This is a genomic window from Steroidobacter sp., assembly GCF_036402275.1.
GTDB lineage: Bacteria > Pseudomonadota > Gammaproteobacteria > Steroidobacterales > Steroidobacteraceae > Steroidobacter.
In genome coordinates this window covers 270,954-287,280 of record NZ_DASWTF010000013.1, presented here as the reverse complement: position 1 = coordinate 287,280, position 16,327 = coordinate 270,954, and the positions used below count along the sequence as shown (strand labels likewise).

Here is a 16,327-nt window from a genome sequence, read left to right as displayed (position 1 = left end):
TTTCATTGAATGAGTTTGCTGGAGCAGAACGTTGGCCGAATCTAGCGCCGTGCCGATGATTGTCCTGACCCGACATCAGGACAATGTCGAGGCGATCAACAGCACCCTGCGCAACGCGGGCGTGGCGGTCCGTTGCAACTGGATCAAGGAGCTCACCGACCTGGGCGAGGCCTTGCAACAGATCAACGCGCACATGCTGGTTGCGTTCGTCGGACCGGATCCCGCCGACATGACCAAGGTCATGACGGTCGTCAGGCAGTATGGCGCCGAGGTGCCGGTGCTGTTCGCGCGCGATCAGGTCGACGAAGAGATCATGGCCAATGCCATGCAACAGGGCGCGCGCGACGTGATCACATTGATGAACCCGAATCGCCTGCGCGGCGTCGTTGCTCGCGAGCTGGAAGCGAGTCGCCAGGCGCGCGCGCTCAACAGCACCATCAGCTCGGCGCGCGAATATCGCGATCAATTGAAATCTTTCATGGCCGGCTCGGCCGACGCCATCGCTCACGTGCAGGAAGGCATCATCGTCGACGCCAATCCGGCGTGGCTGGATTTGTATGGCTTCACCGAAGCCGACGCGCTGACCGGCACGCCGCTGATGGACGTGTTCGATCCTGAAGCGCACGCCGCGCTCAAGGGCGCGCTGGTGGCATGTCTGCAGGGCAAGTGGTCGAACCACCCGCTCAAGGCGAATGCTTTGTTGAACGACGGTTCGAGCGTGCCGCTGGAAATGGAATTGTCGCGGGTCGAGTTCGATGGCGAGCCCGCCGTGCGGCTGTGCTTCGCCGCTCGCAAGCGCGGCGAGTCCGGCAATCTCAACGAGCAGCTCACCGAAGCGCTGGAGCGTGACGCGAGCACCGGCGCTCTGCAACGTCGCTTCTTCATCGAACATCTGAAAAAAGCGCTGGCCCAGCCCATCAAGGCGGGCGTGCGCGAGCTGGTTGCCATTCAGCCCGACAAGCTTGAAGCGGTTGCGGACGACATCGGGCCGCTGGCTTTTGAAGATTTCATGGCGCAGTTTGCTGGCCTGATCGGCGAGACTCGTCAGCCGACCGACCTGTTCGGCCGCTTCGGCGATGGCACGCTGGTGTTGCTGATGGAGCGCGGCACCGCTCGAGACATCGAGGTGTGGGCCGCGAATCTGATCCGCAAAGTGGGCACGCAGGTGTTCCGACTGGGAGAGAAACAAATCTCCTGCACGTGCAGCGTCGGCGTCGGCTTGATCGACCCCCGCTCACCCAATGCGGGCAGCGCAATCCTCGATGCGCTGTCGGCGCGACGCACCGCCGAGACTTCCGGCGGCGGCAAAGTGAACATCGTCGATCATCGTGAGGCAGACACGAAGCGAGAAGCCGCCGACGAGCTGTGGGTGAAGCGCATCCGGGCGGCGCTCATGGAAAACCGCTTCCGGTTGATGCAACAGCCCGTCGCCAGCTTGCTCGGCGAAGACAAAGGCATGTTCGACGTGCTGGTGCGCATGGTCGACGAACAGGGCGAAGAGTTGTTGCCCGCCGAATTCATGTCGGCCGCCGAGCGCAACGACCTGATGAAGAACATCGACCGCTGGGTGATCGGCGCGTCCATGACCTTCATCGCCAGCCGCCCGGTGAAACAATTGTTCGTGCGTCTGTCGAAGGACTCGGTGCGCGATAAGTCGCTACTGCAGTGGCTGCACAATCAGCTCAAAGCCTCGCGCATCGAGCCCAGCCGCCTAGCCTTCCAGATCAGCGAGCAGATCGCGACGGAATACCTGGCCGACACCAGCGAGCTCGCCAACGGCCTGCGCAAAGCCGGCTTCCGCTTCACCATCGAACACTTCGGCACGGGCCGCGACCCGCAACGCCTGATCGCCCACCTGCCCATCGACTTCGTCAAGGTCGACGGCACTCTGATGCAGGGCCTGGCGGTCGATCCGGCGCTGCAAGCCCGCGTCCGCGAGCTGGTCGATCAAGCCAAGGAACGAAACATTTCCACCATCGCAGAACGCGTGGAAGATGCGAATACGATGGCGGTGCTGTGGCAGCTCGGCATCGAGTTCATTCAGGGCTATTTCGTGAATGAACCCGAGCAGGTGGTGATGGGCTGAGAGCGCGGGTTACGCGCTCTCCACCTCGAGCTTATCGACCTTCCGCCAGCCACGAGGCAACACCGCCCCGCGCTGAGCGCGTTCGCCCTTGTATTCCTTGAGGTCGGCGAACTTGATGGTCATCTTGCGCTCGCCCGAGCGAACCACGAGGTTCTGCGACGAAGTGATGACCGCGATGGCCGTCATGGTCTCATCGCCCTTGGAGGACACGCCGAAGATCTTGTTGCCCTTGCCCTTGGGCAGCTCGGGCAAGTCCTTCACCGGGAACACCAGCATCTTGCCTTCGCTGCTGGTCGCGCAGATCAACGCATTCTCGTCGGCCGGCACGAGCGCCGGAGCAAGCGCCTTGCTGCCATCCGGCACTTTGAGCACCGCCTTGCCGGCTTTGTTACGAGAGTGCAGCTCACCGACCGGCACGACAAAGCCGTAGCCCGCGTCCGAAGCGAGCACGCACTTCTCTGTCGCTTCGCCAATAATCACGCCCGAGAACGTCGCGCCTTCCGGCGGATCCAGGCGGCCTGACAACGGCTCGCCATTACCGCGCGCCGATGGCAACGAGTGGGCAATCAACGTGTACGTGCGACCGGTGCTGTCGAGGAACACCGCCTGCTGCGTGCTCTTGCCCTTCGCAGCCGCGAGGAATCCGTCGCCGGTCTTGTAAGAAATCGAGGTCGGATCGATTTCATGTCCTTTGGCAGCGCGCACCCAGCCGCGCTCGGACAGAATCACCGTCACCGGCTCGCTCGTGACCAGCTCAGTCTCATCGATGGCGACCGCAGCCGCGCGCTCGACGATCTTGGTGCGACGGTCGTCGCCGAATTCCTTCGCATCCGCTTCCAGCTCGTCGCGCACCAGCTTCTTCAGCTTGGCCTTGCTGCCGAGCAGTTTGTCGAGGCGGTCCTGCTCGGCCTGCAGCTCGCTCTGCTCGCCGCGGATCTTCATTTCTTCCAGCTTGGCGAGGTGACGCAGGCGCGTGTCGAGAATTGCGTCCGCCTGGATCTCGGTGATCTTGAAGCGCTTCATCAAGACCGGCTTCGGCTCGTCCTCGCGACGAATGATGCGGATCACTTCGTCGAGATTCAGATACGCGATCAGCAAACCTTCCAAGATATGCAGGCGCGACTTCACCTTCTCCAGGCGCCACTGCAGACGGCGCGTGACGGTGTCGATGCGGTACTTGAGCCACTCTTCGAGCAGCTCCTTCAATCCCATCACGCGCGGCCGGCCGTCGAGGCCGATGATGTTCAGATTGACGCGATAAGTGCGCTCCAGATCCGTGGTCGCGAACAGGTGATTCATCACCTGCACCTGGTCGACACGGCTCGACTTCGGCACGATCACGATGCGCGTCGGATGCTCGTGGTCGGACTCGTCACGGATGTCCTCTACCATTGGCAGCTTCTTGGCGTTGATCTGCGCCGCGATCTGCTCCTGGATCTTGCTGCCCGACACCTGATACGGCAGCTGAGTGATGACGATCTCGCCGTCTTCCAACTCGTACGTGGCGCGCGCGCGGAATGTGCCGTTGCCGGTTTCGTAGATTTGCTTGAGATCGGCCTTGGGCGAAATGATCTCGGCGCCGGTCGGGAAGTCCGGGCCCTTCACGTCTTTCATCAGCTCGCGTAGCGGCGTATCGGGATCTTCGAGCAACTTGATACAGGCATTCACGACCTCGCGCAGGTTGTGCGGCGGAATGTCGGTCGCCATGCCGACCGCGATGCCAGTCGCGCCGTTCAGCAGGATGTTCGGCACGCGCGCCGGCAGCAGCTTGGGCTCTTCCAGCGTGCCGTCGAAGTTCGGAATCCACTCCACCGTGCCCTGCCCCAGCTCGGACAACAGCAGCTCCGAGTACTTGGTCAGGCGCGCTTCGGTGTAACGATAGGCCGCGAACGACTTCGGATCGTCGGAGGAACCGAAGTTGCCTTGTCCGTCGACCAGCGGATAGCGATACGAGAACGGCTGCGCCATCAGCACCATCGCTTCGTAGCAAGCCGAGTCGCCGTGCGGATGATATTTACCGATCACGTCACCGATAGCGCGCGCCGCTTTTTTGTGTTTCGCGGCCTGCCACGAGCCCTGCTCGCTCATGACGTAAACGATGCGCCGCTGCACCGGCTTCAAGCCGTCGCCGATGTGCGGCAGGGCGCGATCCAGGATGACGTACATCGAATAATCGAGGTACGCCTTTTCGGTGAAGGCGCGGAGCGGCTGCCGCTCGACGCCTTCGAAGTTCAAAGGAGGTTGCGTGGGCATAGATCCAGAGAATGTTTATTGAGTGACGGCGGCGCGGCTCAGGGAACGACTTCGGCTAGGTTGCCCTTGGTCTCGAGCCATTCGCGGCGATCGCTCGCGCGCTTCTTCGCCAGCAGCATGTCCATCGTCGAGTCGGCTTCGTCTTTCGCGTCCACGGTGAGTTGCACCAGGCGGCGCGTTTCCGGCGCCATGGTGGTTTCGCGCAACTGCAGAGCGCTCATCTCACCCAGACCTTTGAAGCGAGTGACCGTCGGCTTGCCACGCGGATGTTCCGCAGCGAGCCGATCGAGCGTGCCCTGACGTTCCGCGTCGTCGAGCGCATAGAACACCTGCTTGCCCAAGTCGATGCGATACAGCGGCGGCATGGCGACATAGACGTGACCCGCCAGCACCAGCGGACGGAAGTGACGCAGGAACAGCGCGCACAACAGCGTGGCGATGTGCTGACCGTCGGAGTCGGCGTCCGCCAGGATGCAAACCTTGTGATAGCGCAGGCCGTCGAGCTTGTCCGAGCCCGGGTCGACGCCGAGCGCGATGGCGATGTGATGCACTTCCTGAGACGACAACACGTCGCTCGCATCGACTTCCCAGGTGTTCAGGATCTTGCCTCGCAGCGGCATCACTGCCTGGAACTCGCGATCGCGCGCCTGCTTGGCCGAGCCACCGGCGGAATCGCCTTCGACCAGGAACAACTCGCCGCGCTCGGGCTCCTGCGAGGAGCAGTCAGCCAGCTTGCCGGGCAAGGCCGGGCCGGCGACGACGCGTTTGCGAGAGACCGCCTTCGATGCCTTCAAGCGAGTCTGCGCACTCTGAATCGCCAGCTGCGCGATCTTCTCGCCCGACTCCGGATGCTGGTTCAGCCAATGACCGAACTGATCCTTCACCACGCCGGAGACGAACGCGGCAGCTTCGCGCGACGATAGACGCTCTTTGGTCTGACCGGCGAACTGCGCCTCTTTCATCTTCATCGAGAGCACGTAAGTGACGCCGTCCCAAACGTCTTCGGGCGCCAGCTTCAAGCCCTTGGGCAGCAGATTGCGGAATTCGCAGAACTCACGAACGGCGTCGGTGAGGCCGACGCGCAGGCCGTTGACGTGCGTGCCGCCTTGCTCGGTCGGAATGAGGTTGACGTAGCTTTCCTCGACGCGCGGGCCTTCGTCGATGCGCCACGCCAGGGCCCATTCGACGGCTTCCGCGTCGCTTTCGATGCTGCCGGTGAAAAGTTCTTGAGGCAGCCACTCGCCCTGACCCAGCGATTCGGTCAGGTACTCGTTCAGGCCGCCGGAGTACTGCCACTCTTCCTTCTCGCCGCCTTCGATTTCCAGCGTGACGTGCAGACCGGGGCACAACACCGCCTTGGCCTTGAGCACGTGCTTCAGTTTCGGGATCGAGAAATTCGGCGTTTCGAAAAAGCTCGCATCCGGCCAGAAGCGCACGCGCGTGCCGGTGTTCTTGGCGCCAACGTCGCCGATCACTTTCAGCTTCGACTTCAGTTTGCCGGAGGCGAAACTGATGCTGTATTCCTTGCCGCCGCGCTTGATGTAGGTTTCCAGGTTCTTGGACAGCGCATTGACGACGGACACGCCGACGCCGTGCAGACCGCCGGCAAACTTGTAGTTCTTATCGTTGAACTTACCGCCAGCGTGCAGGCGGGTCAGGATGAGCTCGACGCCGCTGACCTTCTCCTGAGGATGAATGTCCACCGGCATGCCGCGACCGTCGTCGGCGACTTCCAGCGAGCCGTCCTTGTACACCTTCACGTCGATGCGCTTGGCGTGCCCGGACATGGCCTCATCGACGGAGTTGTCGATGACTTCATGGGCAAGATGGTTGGGGCGGCTCGTGTCCGTGTACATGCCGGGACGCCGGCGCACGGGGTCGAGACCGCTTAGAACTTCGATGTCGGACGCGTTATACGATTGAGCCATCTGTAACGAGCTGATTTCGTTAGGGGCAGAGTTAGGGCGGCGCGGATGATAGCACGCGCTTTCGCCTGTACATCCACCCAGGGATCTGGCGGCCGCTTCAGACCAGGTCGGCAGCCAGCGACTTGCGTTGCGGTTCCGAGAGTTGGACGTCGTAATTGTAGTTCGGATGATCGATGCCGACGCTTACCGGCGCCCCGCCCTTCGCCTGCGCCACCATCTCGGCATCGAGCTCGAAGCGCAGGAAGTGCACCGAGGAAGTCTTCTCGTGGTTCTCGCGCTCCAGGTCCTCATCGGCGATGGCGTATGACCGCTCCAGGCCGGCGACCTGAACCCAGCAGCGGCCTTCGATGCCCTTGAGCGCCGCCAGGCGTTGCTTGCGTTCATCAGGATCGGGAAATTCGATCAGGAACGTGACTTTCCAATTCGAGCCGTCCGGGATCAGCGGGTTGTACGCGTCGAGCTCATCCTGAATGCCCGCCGCTTCGAAGATGCGCTCCACGCGCAGCATCTCCTGGATCTGATACTGGATGGTGAGCCGGTCCTCGAAGGCCCAGGTGACGTTCGGGCCGATGGGGATCAGGCGGTTGCGCTTGTGTTCCAGCACTCGGCCGCGGAATTCCTTGCGGGCCGTCGAATACTGTTCGAGGCTCAGCAAGTCGGCCCGGCCGAGCCGGCCGCGCTGAACAGGTTCAGATCCCATAAGCCCTCCGCAACAAAGTGAGCGGATGCACCGGCGGCGTGGCCGTGCCCTCGTCGGCGCCGGCCAGGCCGGATTCGATCTGGCGACCCGCCATCGGGCAGTCGCTGGAATAGTAGTCGGCGCCGGAGTCGCTGACGCGCCGGATCACCAGTTTGCCGATCTTCATCGACACGTCGCGGAATTCTTTTTTCACGCCGTAAGTACCGTTGTGTCCCGAGCACCGCTCGATGGCGTCGACCTGCGTCTCCGGCACCAGCAGCAGAATGTCTCGCGTCTTCATGCCGAGATTCTGCACCCGCAAGTGACACGGCACGTGATAACTGATCTTGCCCAGCTTGTGCGGGAACTCGGTTCGCAGCAGGCCCGCCTTGTGACGCGCCCACAGATATTCGAAGGGATCGAACATCGCGTCCCGCACCTTGATGACCTGCGGATCGTCAGGAAACATCAACGGCAGTTCCTGCTTGAACATCAACGTGCACGATGGCACGGGCGTGACGATGTCCCAACCTTCGTCCACCAGTTTCGCGAGTTCCGGAATGTTCTCTTGTTTCAGCCGCTCCACACTTTCCAGATCGCCGATTTCGAGCTTCGGCATGCCACAGCAGCGCTCGCGCCCGGCGATCCTGACTGGAATGCCGTTGTGCTCGAAGATCGCGGTGAGATCTTCGCCCAGCTGCGGTTCGTTGCGATTGCCGTAGCAAGTCGCAAACAACACCACCTTGCCGCGCGTATCGCCCGCGGGTTTGGCTTCGAGCTGCGGATGTTGCCTGGCTGAATGACGCTTGCGATAGGTGTTGCTGTGATATTCCGGCACCGGCGCCTTGGGATGCACGCCGAGGGTCCGATCGAGCATGTTGCGGCCGAAATCAGTTTTGTTGATGGCGTTCACCGCCTCGGCAATCACCGGAATGCCCGCGATGCTGCCGACCAGATCGGTGGCGCTGAGAATCTTGTCCCGCGGCGTGACCGGCTTCGCTCCTTCGGGAGCGTTGTTGAATTTGAATGCCTTGGCTCGAAGCATCAAGTGCGGGAAGTCGACGTTCCAGGGATGCGGCGGCACGTACGGACACTTGGTCATGTAGCACATGTCGCACAGATAACAGTGGTCGACGACGTCCCAGTAGACCTTCTTGTCGACGCCATCCACTTCGCCGGTCGACGATTCGTCAACCGCGTCGAATAACGTTGGAAACGAATTGCACAGGCTGAAACAACGCCGGCAGCCGTGGCAGATGTCGAAGATGCGTTCCAGCTCTTTGAACAGCGACGCTTCGTTGCCGTAGTCGGGATCTTGCCACGCGATGGGATGGCGCGTCGGCGCTTCCAGGCTGCCCTCGCGGGCTGTGGTGTTTTTTTGTTCGGACACGCAGTTACCTGGCGAATGGCTGGGACTGAGTGAACACGCAAAGCCAACGGCCGGCAGAGATGTCTCTGCCGGTGCTGGGCAGGATGCCCGAATGCCGGGGGCGCATGGATGCGCAGGACCGGCCCGGTGCGCGTTGACCGCGAAGGGCGCAAACGGCGCCGGCGGTTGGTTACAGCGTGTCGAGCGCCTTCTGGAAGCGATTGGCGTGCGAGCGCTCGGCCTTGGCGAGCGTCTCGAACCAGTCGGCGATTTCCTCGAAACCCTCGTCGCGGGCCTGCTTGGCCATGCCCGGGTACATGTCGGTGTACTCGTGGGTCTCACCGGCAATGGCCGCCTTCAGGTTGGCGCCCGTGGGACCGATCGGCAGGCCCGTCGCCGGGTCGCCCACAGCCTCGAGATATTCCAGATGGCCGTGCGCATGGCCAGTCTCGCCCTCGGCGGTCGAACGGAATACCGCCGCCACGTCGTTGAAGCCTTCCACGTCCGCCTTGGCTGCGAAGTAAAGATACCGACGATTCGCCTGGGATTCGCCCGCGAAGGCGTCCTTTAGATTCTTCTCAGTATTCGTGCCTTTCAGATTCTTCATTACAGCTCACCTCGATTGCCGGCGGGTAGGAAGTGGCGAAACTCTGAAATCGGCCCTTGAGGGCCCACTGTATAGGCTGGGGCCCAGGCCCATTAGACATAGTCTAACGCGCAGAATCTAGTCCCGGCCGCTGACGGAGTCAACGGCGCGGAGTCGAGTCCTGCCTTGGTATTCATTTGCTATTAAGGGCTCTTTCAGCATTCTCATCAACTGTTGCTGGTGGCCAAGAAGCTATAAGCTTGCCGCGCCGCCAATGACCCCGATTTCACGTATCGTGACCAGTAAAACTCCCACCGCCGACACCTCCACCGAGCCGACCGCCGATTTCGAACGCTCGCTGGCCGAGCTCGAAGCCATCGTCGACAAGCTCGAGGAGGGCGACCTGTCGCTGGACGATTCGCTGCGCCACTTCGAGCGCGGCGTGCAGCTGACGCGCTCGTGCCAGAGCGCGCTCAAGCAGGCCGAGCAGAAAGTGGAGATCCTGCTCAAGCGTAGCGGCGCCGAAGGTGAGTTCACGGCCGCGCCTTTCGACACCGACACGGACGACGAGCGGTAACGCATGTCCTTCCAACCGAGGCTGGTCGAGCCCTCGCTGGCTTCAGGCCCGCAGGCCAACTTCGCCGTGCAACTCAAAATCTGGCAGGCACGCGTCGAGCACGAATTGTCGGCTCGCCTGCCTGCCATCGACGTTCAACCGAGCCGCCTGCACGAAGCGATTCGTTACAGCGTGCTGGGCGGTGGCAAACGCGTGCGTCCCACGCTGGTTTATGCAACGGGCGCGGCTCTAGGTATTCCAGAAACGACGCTCGATGCAGCCGCGTGCGCCGTCGAGTTGATTCATGCTTATTCCCTCGTGCACGACGACCTGCCGGCCATGGACAACGACGATCTGCGCCGCGGGCGGCCGACGTGTCACAAGGCGTTCGATGAAGCGACGGCCATTCTGGTCGGCGACTCGCTGCAGGTTCTGGCGTTCGAGTTGCTCGCAAGCGGCTCGGGCGCGCCGGCAGATCCGGCCGTTCGACTCAAGCTCGTACAGCTGCTGGCAGTCGCGAGCGGCACCAACGGCATGGCCGGCGGACAAGCGCTGGATCTCGCGGCCATCGGTCGCAAGTTATCCGTGGCCGATGTCGAAGAAATGCACGTTCGCAAAACGGGCGCGTTGATTCATGCCGCCGTGATGATGGCCGCCGCTTGCGCTCCAAATCTTTCCGAAACCACCTGGCGCGCGTTGGACGATTACGCGCGCGCCATCGGCCTGGCCTTTCAGATTCAGGACGACCTGCTGGACGTCGAAGGCGATGTAGCGGTGATCGGCAAGGCGACGGGCGCGGATCGCGCGCTCGATAAGCCCACCTATCCTTCCGTCGCGGGCGTCGAACCGTCTCGTCAGCGCATGAATGAATTGCATGCTCGCGCGCTGGCCGCGTTGAAAGTAACCGGTCTGCAGGCCGCGCCGCTGGCGGCGATGTCGGACTGGCTGGTCTTGCGGAAGTACTGAGCACCCTCTTGAGCGCCACGATTCATCCGCCGCTCGCCCGAACTGCGCCACCAATCGTCCGCCTGGTTTCCTGTAGACTTCGCCGGCCATGAATCCCGCCACGCCTCATCCGTTGCTGGCTGCGATCGGCTCACCAGCCGATCTGCGCAAGCTTCCTGCCAGCGAGCTGACGCAGGTCGCCACGGAGCTGCGCCAATATCTCATCGAGACCGTGAGCCAGATGGGCGGACATTTCGCCGCCGGCCTCGGCACCGTCGAGCTCACCGTAGCTCTGCATTATGTCTTCGATACGCCCCACGACCGGCTCGTTTGGGACGTGGGTCATCAGGCATATCCGCACAAGGTGCTCACCGGTCGCCGCGATCGTTTGCATACGATCAAGCAGAAAGATGGCCTGGCGCCGTTTCCGACTCGCGCCGAAAGCGAATACGACACCTTCGGCGTCGGTCATTCCAGCACCTCGATCGCCGCCGCGCTCGGCATGGCCATCGGGGCGGCTGCGAAGAATGAAGAACGTCGCGTGGTCGCCGTGATCGGCGACGGCGCGATGAGCGCCGGCATGGCGTTCGAAGCGTTGAATCACGCCGGCAGTCTGGATGTCGACATGCTGGTCATCCTCAACGACAACGACATGTCGATTTCGGAAAACGTCGGCGCGTTCTCGAACTATTTCGCGCGCGTGCTTTCCGGAAAGTTGTATGCAACCTTGCGTGAAGGCAGCAAGAAAGTCCTGAGCCGCATGCCCACGGTGTGGGAGCTCGCGCGCCGCTCGGAAGAGCACATGAAAGGCATGGTGCTGCCGGGCACGATTTTCGAAGAGCTGGGCTTCAACTACATCGGCCCCATCGACGGGCACGACGTGAATGCGCTGGTGGCCACGCTCAAGAATCTGCGCGACCTGAAGGGCCCGCAGTTCCTGCATGTGATCACGCGCAAGGGCAAAGGCTATGCGCCGGCCGAAGCCGATCCGATCAAATGGCACGGCCCGGGTCCGTTCGATGCCAAGAGCGGCGTGATCTTCAAAGAGAAGGCCAGCGGTCCGAGCTACTCTCAGGTGTTCGGCCAGTGGCTGTGCGACATGGCGGCGGCCGATCCGAAAGTGGTCGCGATCACGCCGGCCATGCGCGAAGGCTCCGGGCTCGTCGAATATTCCAAACGTTTCGCGGCTCGTTATTTCGACGTCGCCATCGCCGAACAACATGCGGTGACGCTGGCGGCGGGCATGGCGTGCGAAGGCTTGCGGCCGGTGGTCGCGATCTACTCGACGTTCCTGCAGCGGGCTTACGATCAATTGATTCACGACGTGGCGATCCAGAATCTGCCCGTCACATTCGCGATCGATCGCGCCGGCCTGGTCGGCGGCGACGGCGCGACTCACCAGGGCAGTTACGACCTGTCGTTCCTGCGCTGTATTCCCAACCTGATCGTCATGGCGCCGGCGGATGAAAACGAATGCCGCCAGATGCTGTACACCGCCGTGCAGTCCAACCTGCCGGCGGCCGTGCGTTACCCGCGCGGTCAGGGCCCGGGCACGGCGATCGAATCGACCATGCGCGCCCTGCCCATCGGTAAAGCTCAAACGCGGCGCGAGGGCCGCAGTGGGCTCGCCATCCTCGCTGTCGGTGCGATGGTTCCGTTCTGCGAACGGATCGCCGAGAAGCTCGACGCGACGCTGGTGAACCTGCGCTTCATCAAGCCGCTGGACGAAGAGCTGATCGTGCGCGTGGCGGCCAGTCACCGCGCCATCGTCACCGTCGAAGAAAACGTCGTGGCCGGCGGTGCCGGCTCGGCCATCACCGAATGTCTGGCCGCCCACGGTCACATTCCGCCCACCCTGAACCTGGGCATCCCGGACCGGTTCATCGAGCACGGCTCCCGCGAGGACTGCCTGGCGGCCGCGGGGCTGGATATGGCGTCGCTGGAGACGGCAATTACGCGCTGGTGGCAGGGCGAAAAGCGTCTGGCGGTGGGCGGCTGAGCGCCGCCAATCCTCGATTTAGGGCATGTGTGTATTTCCGGGACGGGGGAACGGCCTCCGCACCCCTTGATCTATACTGGCCTCGACCTAATCGATTGCCAGCATAGGCCGGTGCTCCGGCCCGGTCCGGAAACTCTGTATGTCGACACTGCCCAAAAGCGTCCTGTCTCCGCCCCCGACCTCCATCGAGGACGTGCAGGCCCGCGCCGATTCCCGCCGCATTCCGATCAACAAGGTCGGTATCAAGGACGTGTATCACCCGGTCCGGGTGAAGGACCGCTCCAGCGGCGAGCAGCACACGATTGCGAACTTCAACATGTACGTGGCCTTGCCCCACAACTTCAAGGGCACCCACATGTCACGCTTCGTCGAGCTGCTCCATGGTAACGAACGTGAGATCTCCGTCGAATCGTTCCGAGACATCCTGGCGCAGATGACCGAGAAGCTGAACGCACAGACGGGTCACATCGAGATGGAGTTTCCGTTCTTCGTGATGAAGAAGGCGCCGGTGTCGGGCGTGGAGAGCCTGATGAATTATCAGGCGTCGCTCATCGGCGAGCTTCACAACGGCCAGTCCGAGTTGTGGCTCAAGGTCGTCGTCGCGGCCACCAGCCTGTGCCCCTGCTCCAAGGACATCTCCAAGTACGGCGCGCACAACCAGCGCTCGCATATCACCATCAAGGCCAAGGTCGACGGTCATATGTTCCTCGAAGAGCTCATCGACATCGCGGAGTCGGAGGCTTCGTGTGAGGTGTTCGGCATCCTCAAGCGCGCCGACGAGAAGTATGTGACCGAGCGTGCTTATGAGAACCCGAAGTTCGTCGAAGACATCGTGCGCGATGTGGCCGTTCGCATGAACAACGAAGAGCGTGTGCGCGCGTATGTGGTGGAGGCGGAGAACTTCGAGTCCATCCACAATCATTCGGCGTATGCGTTGATTGAGAAGGACAAGGACGAAGTCGTCGGCTTATAACGCCGCCATAGTTTTGTTTTAAAAAAGCCGGGGTTCGCCCGGCTTTTTTTGTGGACGAATGTGCCCGTTGTGACTCAGCTCGGGCTCTGCAACCGGCTGATCAAACTGCGCAGGAACACCTTGTTGAATCGCAGCTGACACGCCGCCGAGCTCTGCTCGAGCAAAGTGGAGCTGACCTTCATCAACGTCACTCCAGACAGCGCCTTGATGGTCGCGAGCCGTTTCGCGCCGCGGACGTAGCTGGTCTCGCCGAAACAGTCGCCCGCTTCCAGCTGCCCCACGTTATTGCCGTTGCGCATGACCGCGACGCTGCCGGAAACGATGACGTAGAAGCGATCGTCCATTTCGCCTTCCTTGACGATCTCCTCGCCCTCCTCGTAGTCCTGCCACGTGCTCGCGCGCAGTACTTCGAGAATCTCCGACTGGGAGAAGTCGTGGAAGAACTTCAAAGTGCGCAGGATGGAGAACTGCTCCTGGCGATCCAGCTTGGACGTGCCATCTCGCAGTGCCTGGTGAACGCGGGTCAGATCCGCCGCCAGTTCCAACCCGTTGCGATAGCGCTTCGCCGGGTCCTTCTGCAGCGCCTTGGCCACTGAAGTCTCCAGCACCTCCGGAATATCCGGTCGCAGCGAATGAATCGGCTGCGCCGTGGCGTAAACGATTTGATGGAGCAGCTTGGAAAGATTGCCGCCGCGGAACGGACGGAAGCCGGTCAGCATCTCGTACAACACCGCACCGAGCGAATAGAGATCCGACCGGTTGGTGATCTCCAGCGACTGAACCTGCTCCGGAGACATGTACGACGGACTACCGGCAATGCCCTCGATGCGCGAGATATCCGAGTCCGCCACCAGCGCGATGCCGAAGTCGATGATGCGCACGTCGTTGGCTTGCGTGAGCATGATGTTCGACGGCTTGATGTCACGATGAATCACGCCGCGGCTGTGCGCGTAGTGCAGGGCCTTGGCGCACTTGTACATGATCTCCACCACATCATCGACGGGCAGCAGGTTGTCCGGCTTGCAGTATGCGGACAGCGTGCGCGCGCCGTGCACGTGCTCAGTCACGATGTAGTAGTGACCGTTCTCTTCGCCCGCGTCGAAAATAGGAAGGATGTTCGGATGCTGCAGCATGCCGACCATGTGCGCTTCCGAAAGAAACATTTTGCGCGTGACGCGCTGACGGTCCTCGTCGTGCGACTCGAGGTTGTAGACCTTGATGGCGACGTCGCGACGGTAGTAAGGATCGTGGGAAAGATAGACGACGCCGGTGCTGCCGCGACCGACTTCTTTGACGATGACATATTTCCCGATCTTTTCGGGAATGCGCTGTTCGCGTGTGGCGCTGCGCTGTGCCATCAGACCGCCCATCTCACTGCTCGGGCTCACTACTGGCTCACTGAACTATCGTTCGCACGCGCCCCTCGTCAGGATGCATGCACTAGAGGATGTACCGTATACCGAGCAGGATCGCTGCCGCGAAAATGCCCGCAATAACGTCATCAAGCATAATTCCCAGTCCGCCGGAGAGACTGTGATCAGCCTCCCGGATCGGCCAGGGCTTCCAGATGTCCAGCAGTCGGAACAAGGCGAACCCCGCGACGACCCAGTAAATTATTCTCGATCCGCCTCCGGCGGAATTAGCCGGGACCGTCAACATCGTGACGGCGAACCCGGCGATCTCGTCCCATACGATACCAGGATGATCGTGCACGCCCAGCCGTCGCGCGCTCTCGCCGCAGACGTAGATTCCGAAAAGCGACGCGAAGATTGCGAAACCGAGATGCGCGGCAAAGCCGAACTGCATCACAAATAACGTGATTGGAATTGCGACCAGCGTCCCCCATGTGCCTGGCGCTTTCGGCATGAGGCCGCTGCCGAAGCCAAATGCGATCAGATGCACGGGCTCGCGCATCAGGGCGGGATCGGCGGTCCACTTCATAAGTATTAGCTGCCCTGATCGCCGGCCGCGAAATGATCGTAGCCCGCGCGCTTGATCCTGAACGGCTGACCGTCGCGCAGGCACTGCACGGTCCCCTCCTCGCCCAACGTCATGACGCCAATTTGCGTCACTCGCTGCTCGAGCTGTAACGCGCTCAGCACAGCAGGCGCGCGATCCGGAGGCAGCGTAAATAGCAATTCGTAATCGTCGCCGCCCGCCAGCGCGTACTGCAGACCGTCATCGGCTTCGAACAGCTCGCGCATGGCGGCCGACTCCGGCAGCAGATCGACGTTCAGCTGAGCGCCACAGCCGCTCGCCACGCAAAGTTTCTTGAGGTCGGTGATCAAACCGTCGGATACATCCATGGCCGCACTGGCGACGGTACGTAGTTGCCGTCCCAACGCGATGCGCGGCCGTGGTCTGAGAAAGCGATGTTTGAGAAACGCCGCCGCTTCGCCGCCCAACATGCGACGCTGAATGACAGCGAGACCGGCGGCCGCTTCGCCGGGAATGCCTGAAACAAACAACAGATCGCCCGGCTTCGCGCCTGAACGCGTCAGCCACGCGTCCGCTTCGACCCAGCCGGCGATTTGCACCGTCACCACCAGAGGGCCGCGTACGGTATCGCCGCCGACCAAGGCGACGTTGTATTCGTCGGCCAGCTCGAACAGGCCGCTCGCGAAGCCGCTCAACCATTGCTCATTTGCACGCGGCAGCGATAGTGACATCGTCATCCACGCGGGCTCCGCGCCCATGGCCGCCAGATCGCTTAAGTTTACCGCGATGGCGCGATAGCCGATGTCCGCCGCATCGGAGTCCGCGAGGAAATGAACGCCCTCCACGATGGTGTCCATGGCGACCACGAGCTTGCGGCCCGGCTGAACATCGAGCACGGCGGCATCGTCACCGACGCCGAGCAACACATCGCCACGCGTGCTCTTGCGAGCGAAGTAGCGGGCGATGATGTCGAATTCTCCGAGGCTCATGGCTAGAAGACCTCAGTCCGTGGCGG

The 16,327-nt window shown here is 62.1% G+C and carries 13 protein-coding genes; 5 read left to right on the top strand and 8 right to left on the bottom strand.

What is annotated here, in order from left to right:
- Nucleotides 1-31: 31 nt before the first annotated feature.
- Nucleotides 32-2,086: an EAL domain-containing response regulator gene (locus VGD45_RS06085; protein ID WP_331154379.1), complete on the top strand. Its 2,055-nt coding sequence runs from the start codon at nucleotides 32-34 to the stop codon at nucleotides 2,084-2,086.
- 9 nt (nucleotides 2,087-2,095) lie between these two features.
- Here VGD45_RS06085 and parC read toward each other — a convergent pair whose 3' ends face one another.
- The 5 genes from parC to VGD45_RS06060 form a co-directional block, all read right to left on the bottom strand.
- Nucleotides 2,096-4,339, bottom strand: coding sequence for a DNA topoisomerase IV subunit A (gene parC / locus VGD45_RS06080; RefSeq protein WP_331154378.1), 2,244 nt, complete (start codon nucleotides 4,337-4,339; stop codon nucleotides 2,096-2,098).
- Nucleotides 4,340-4,377: 38 nt separating this feature from the next.
- A complete protein-coding gene (gene parE / locus VGD45_RS06075; RefSeq protein WP_331154377.1) occupies nucleotides 4,378-6,267 on the bottom strand; it encodes a DNA topoisomerase IV subunit B in 1,890 nt (629 codons plus the stop codon).
- A 97-nt stretch (nucleotides 6,268-6,364) separates the two neighbouring features.
- The gene (locus VGD45_RS06070; protein WP_331154376.1) at nucleotides 6,365-6,967 is read right to left on the bottom strand and encodes a DUF3501 family protein; all 603 of its coding nucleotides are present in this window, start codon (nucleotides 6,965-6,967) and stop codon (nucleotides 6,365-6,367) included.
- On the bottom strand, nucleotides 6,957-8,336 hold the full coding sequence (locus VGD45_RS06065; protein WP_331154375.1) for a heterodisulfide reductase-related iron-sulfur binding cluster: 1,380 nt from the start codon (nucleotides 8,334-8,336) through the stop codon (nucleotides 6,957-6,959). Before VGD45_RS06065 ends, VGD45_RS06070 begins: the two co-directional genes overlap by 11 nt.
- 169 nt (nucleotides 8,337-8,505) lie before the next feature.
- Nucleotides 8,506-8,922 (bottom strand): rubrerythrin family protein, encoded by a 417-nt coding sequence (locus VGD45_RS06060; protein ID WP_203169133.1) that lies wholly within the window; start codon nucleotides 8,920-8,922, stop codon nucleotides 8,506-8,508.
- Between the two features lie 274 nt (nucleotides 8,923-9,196).
- On the opposite strand from VGD45_RS06060, the gene VGD45_RS06055 reads away from it, so the two are divergent.
- From VGD45_RS06055 to folE2, 4 genes are all read left to right on the top strand, one after another.
- Nucleotides 9,197-9,478, top strand: coding sequence for an exodeoxyribonuclease VII small subunit (locus tag VGD45_RS06055; protein WP_331154374.1), 282 nt, complete (start codon nucleotides 9,197-9,199; stop codon nucleotides 9,476-9,478).
- A 3-nt stretch (nucleotides 9,479-9,481) separates the two neighbouring features.
- On the top strand, nucleotides 9,482-10,423 hold the full coding sequence (locus VGD45_RS06050) for a farnesyl diphosphate synthase (protein WP_331154373.1): 942 nt from the start codon (nucleotides 9,482-9,484) through the stop codon (nucleotides 10,421-10,423).
- 88 nt (nucleotides 10,424-10,511) lie between these two features.
- Complete coding sequence (dxs, locus tag VGD45_RS06045) at nucleotides 10,512-12,401, top strand: 1-deoxy-D-xylulose-5-phosphate synthase (RefSeq protein WP_331154372.1); 1,890 nt, start codon at nucleotides 10,512-10,514, stop codon at nucleotides 12,399-12,401.
- A gap of 139 nt (nucleotides 12,402-12,540) precedes the next feature.
- Complete coding sequence (gene folE2 / locus VGD45_RS06040; protein WP_331154371.1) at nucleotides 12,541-13,374, top strand: GTP cyclohydrolase FolE2; 834 nt, start codon at nucleotides 12,541-12,543, stop codon at nucleotides 13,372-13,374.
- 74 nt (nucleotides 13,375-13,448) lie between these two features.
- Here folE2 and VGD45_RS06035 read toward each other — a convergent pair whose 3' ends face one another.
- Genes VGD45_RS06035 through thiL form a run of 3 tightly spaced genes read right to left on the bottom strand, consistent with a single transcriptional unit; the run spans nucleotide 13,449 to nucleotide 16,301 of the window.
- The gene (locus VGD45_RS06035; protein WP_331154370.1) at nucleotides 13,449-14,762 is read right to left on the bottom strand and encodes a serine/threonine-protein kinase; all 1,314 of its coding nucleotides are present in this window, start codon (nucleotides 14,760-14,762) and stop codon (nucleotides 13,449-13,451) included.
- Nucleotides 14,763-14,814: 52 nt separating this feature from the next.
- Nucleotides 14,815-15,315 (bottom strand): phosphatidylglycerophosphatase A, encoded by a 501-nt coding sequence (locus tag VGD45_RS06030; RefSeq protein WP_331154369.1) that lies wholly within the window; start codon nucleotides 15,313-15,315, stop codon nucleotides 14,815-14,817.
- Nucleotides 15,316-15,320: 5 nt separating this feature from the next.
- On the bottom strand, nucleotides 15,321-16,301 hold the full coding sequence (gene thiL, locus VGD45_RS06025; RefSeq protein WP_331154368.1) for a thiamine-phosphate kinase: 981 nt from the start codon (nucleotides 16,299-16,301) through the stop codon (nucleotides 15,321-15,323).
- Between the last annotated feature and the right edge of the window lie 26 nt (nucleotides 16,302-16,327).

What these genes read in the sequence shown, in the direction of transcription:
- parC (WP_331154378.1), bottom strand. Translation starts at nt 4,339, where the DNA reads ATGCCCACGCAACCTCCTTTGAACTTCGAAGGCGTCGAGCGGCAGCCG.
- parE (WP_331154377.1), bottom strand. Translation starts at nt 6,267, where the DNA reads ATGGCTCAATCGTATAACGCGTCCGACATCGAAGTTCTAAGCGGTCTC.
- VGD45_RS06070 (WP_331154376.1), bottom strand. Translation starts at nt 6,967, where the DNA reads ATGGGATCTGAACCTGTTCAGCGCGGCCGGCTCGGCCGGGCCGACTTG.
- VGD45_RS06060 (WP_203169133.1), bottom strand. Translation starts at nt 8,922, where the DNA reads ATGAAGAATCTGAAAGGCACGAATACTGAGAAGAATCTAAAGGACGCC.
- VGD45_RS06050 (WP_331154373.1), top strand. Translation starts at nt 9,482, where the DNA reads ATGTCCTTCCAACCGAGGCTGGTCGAGCCCTCGCTGGCTTCAGGCCCG.
- dxs (WP_331154372.1), top strand. Translation starts at nt 10,512, where the DNA reads ATGAATCCCGCCACGCCTCATCCGTTGCTGGCTGCGATCGGCTCACCA.
- folE2 (WP_331154371.1), top strand. Translation starts at nt 12,541, where the DNA reads ATGTCGACACTGCCCAAAAGCGTCCTGTCTCCGCCCCCGACCTCCATC.
- VGD45_RS06030 (WP_331154369.1), bottom strand. Translation starts at nt 15,315, where the DNA reads ATGAAGTGGACCGCCGATCCCGCCCTGATGCGCGAGCCCGTGCATCTG.
- thiL (WP_331154368.1), bottom strand. Translation starts at nt 16,301, where the DNA reads ATGAGCCTCGGAGAATTCGACATCATCGCCCGCTACTTCGCTCGCAAG.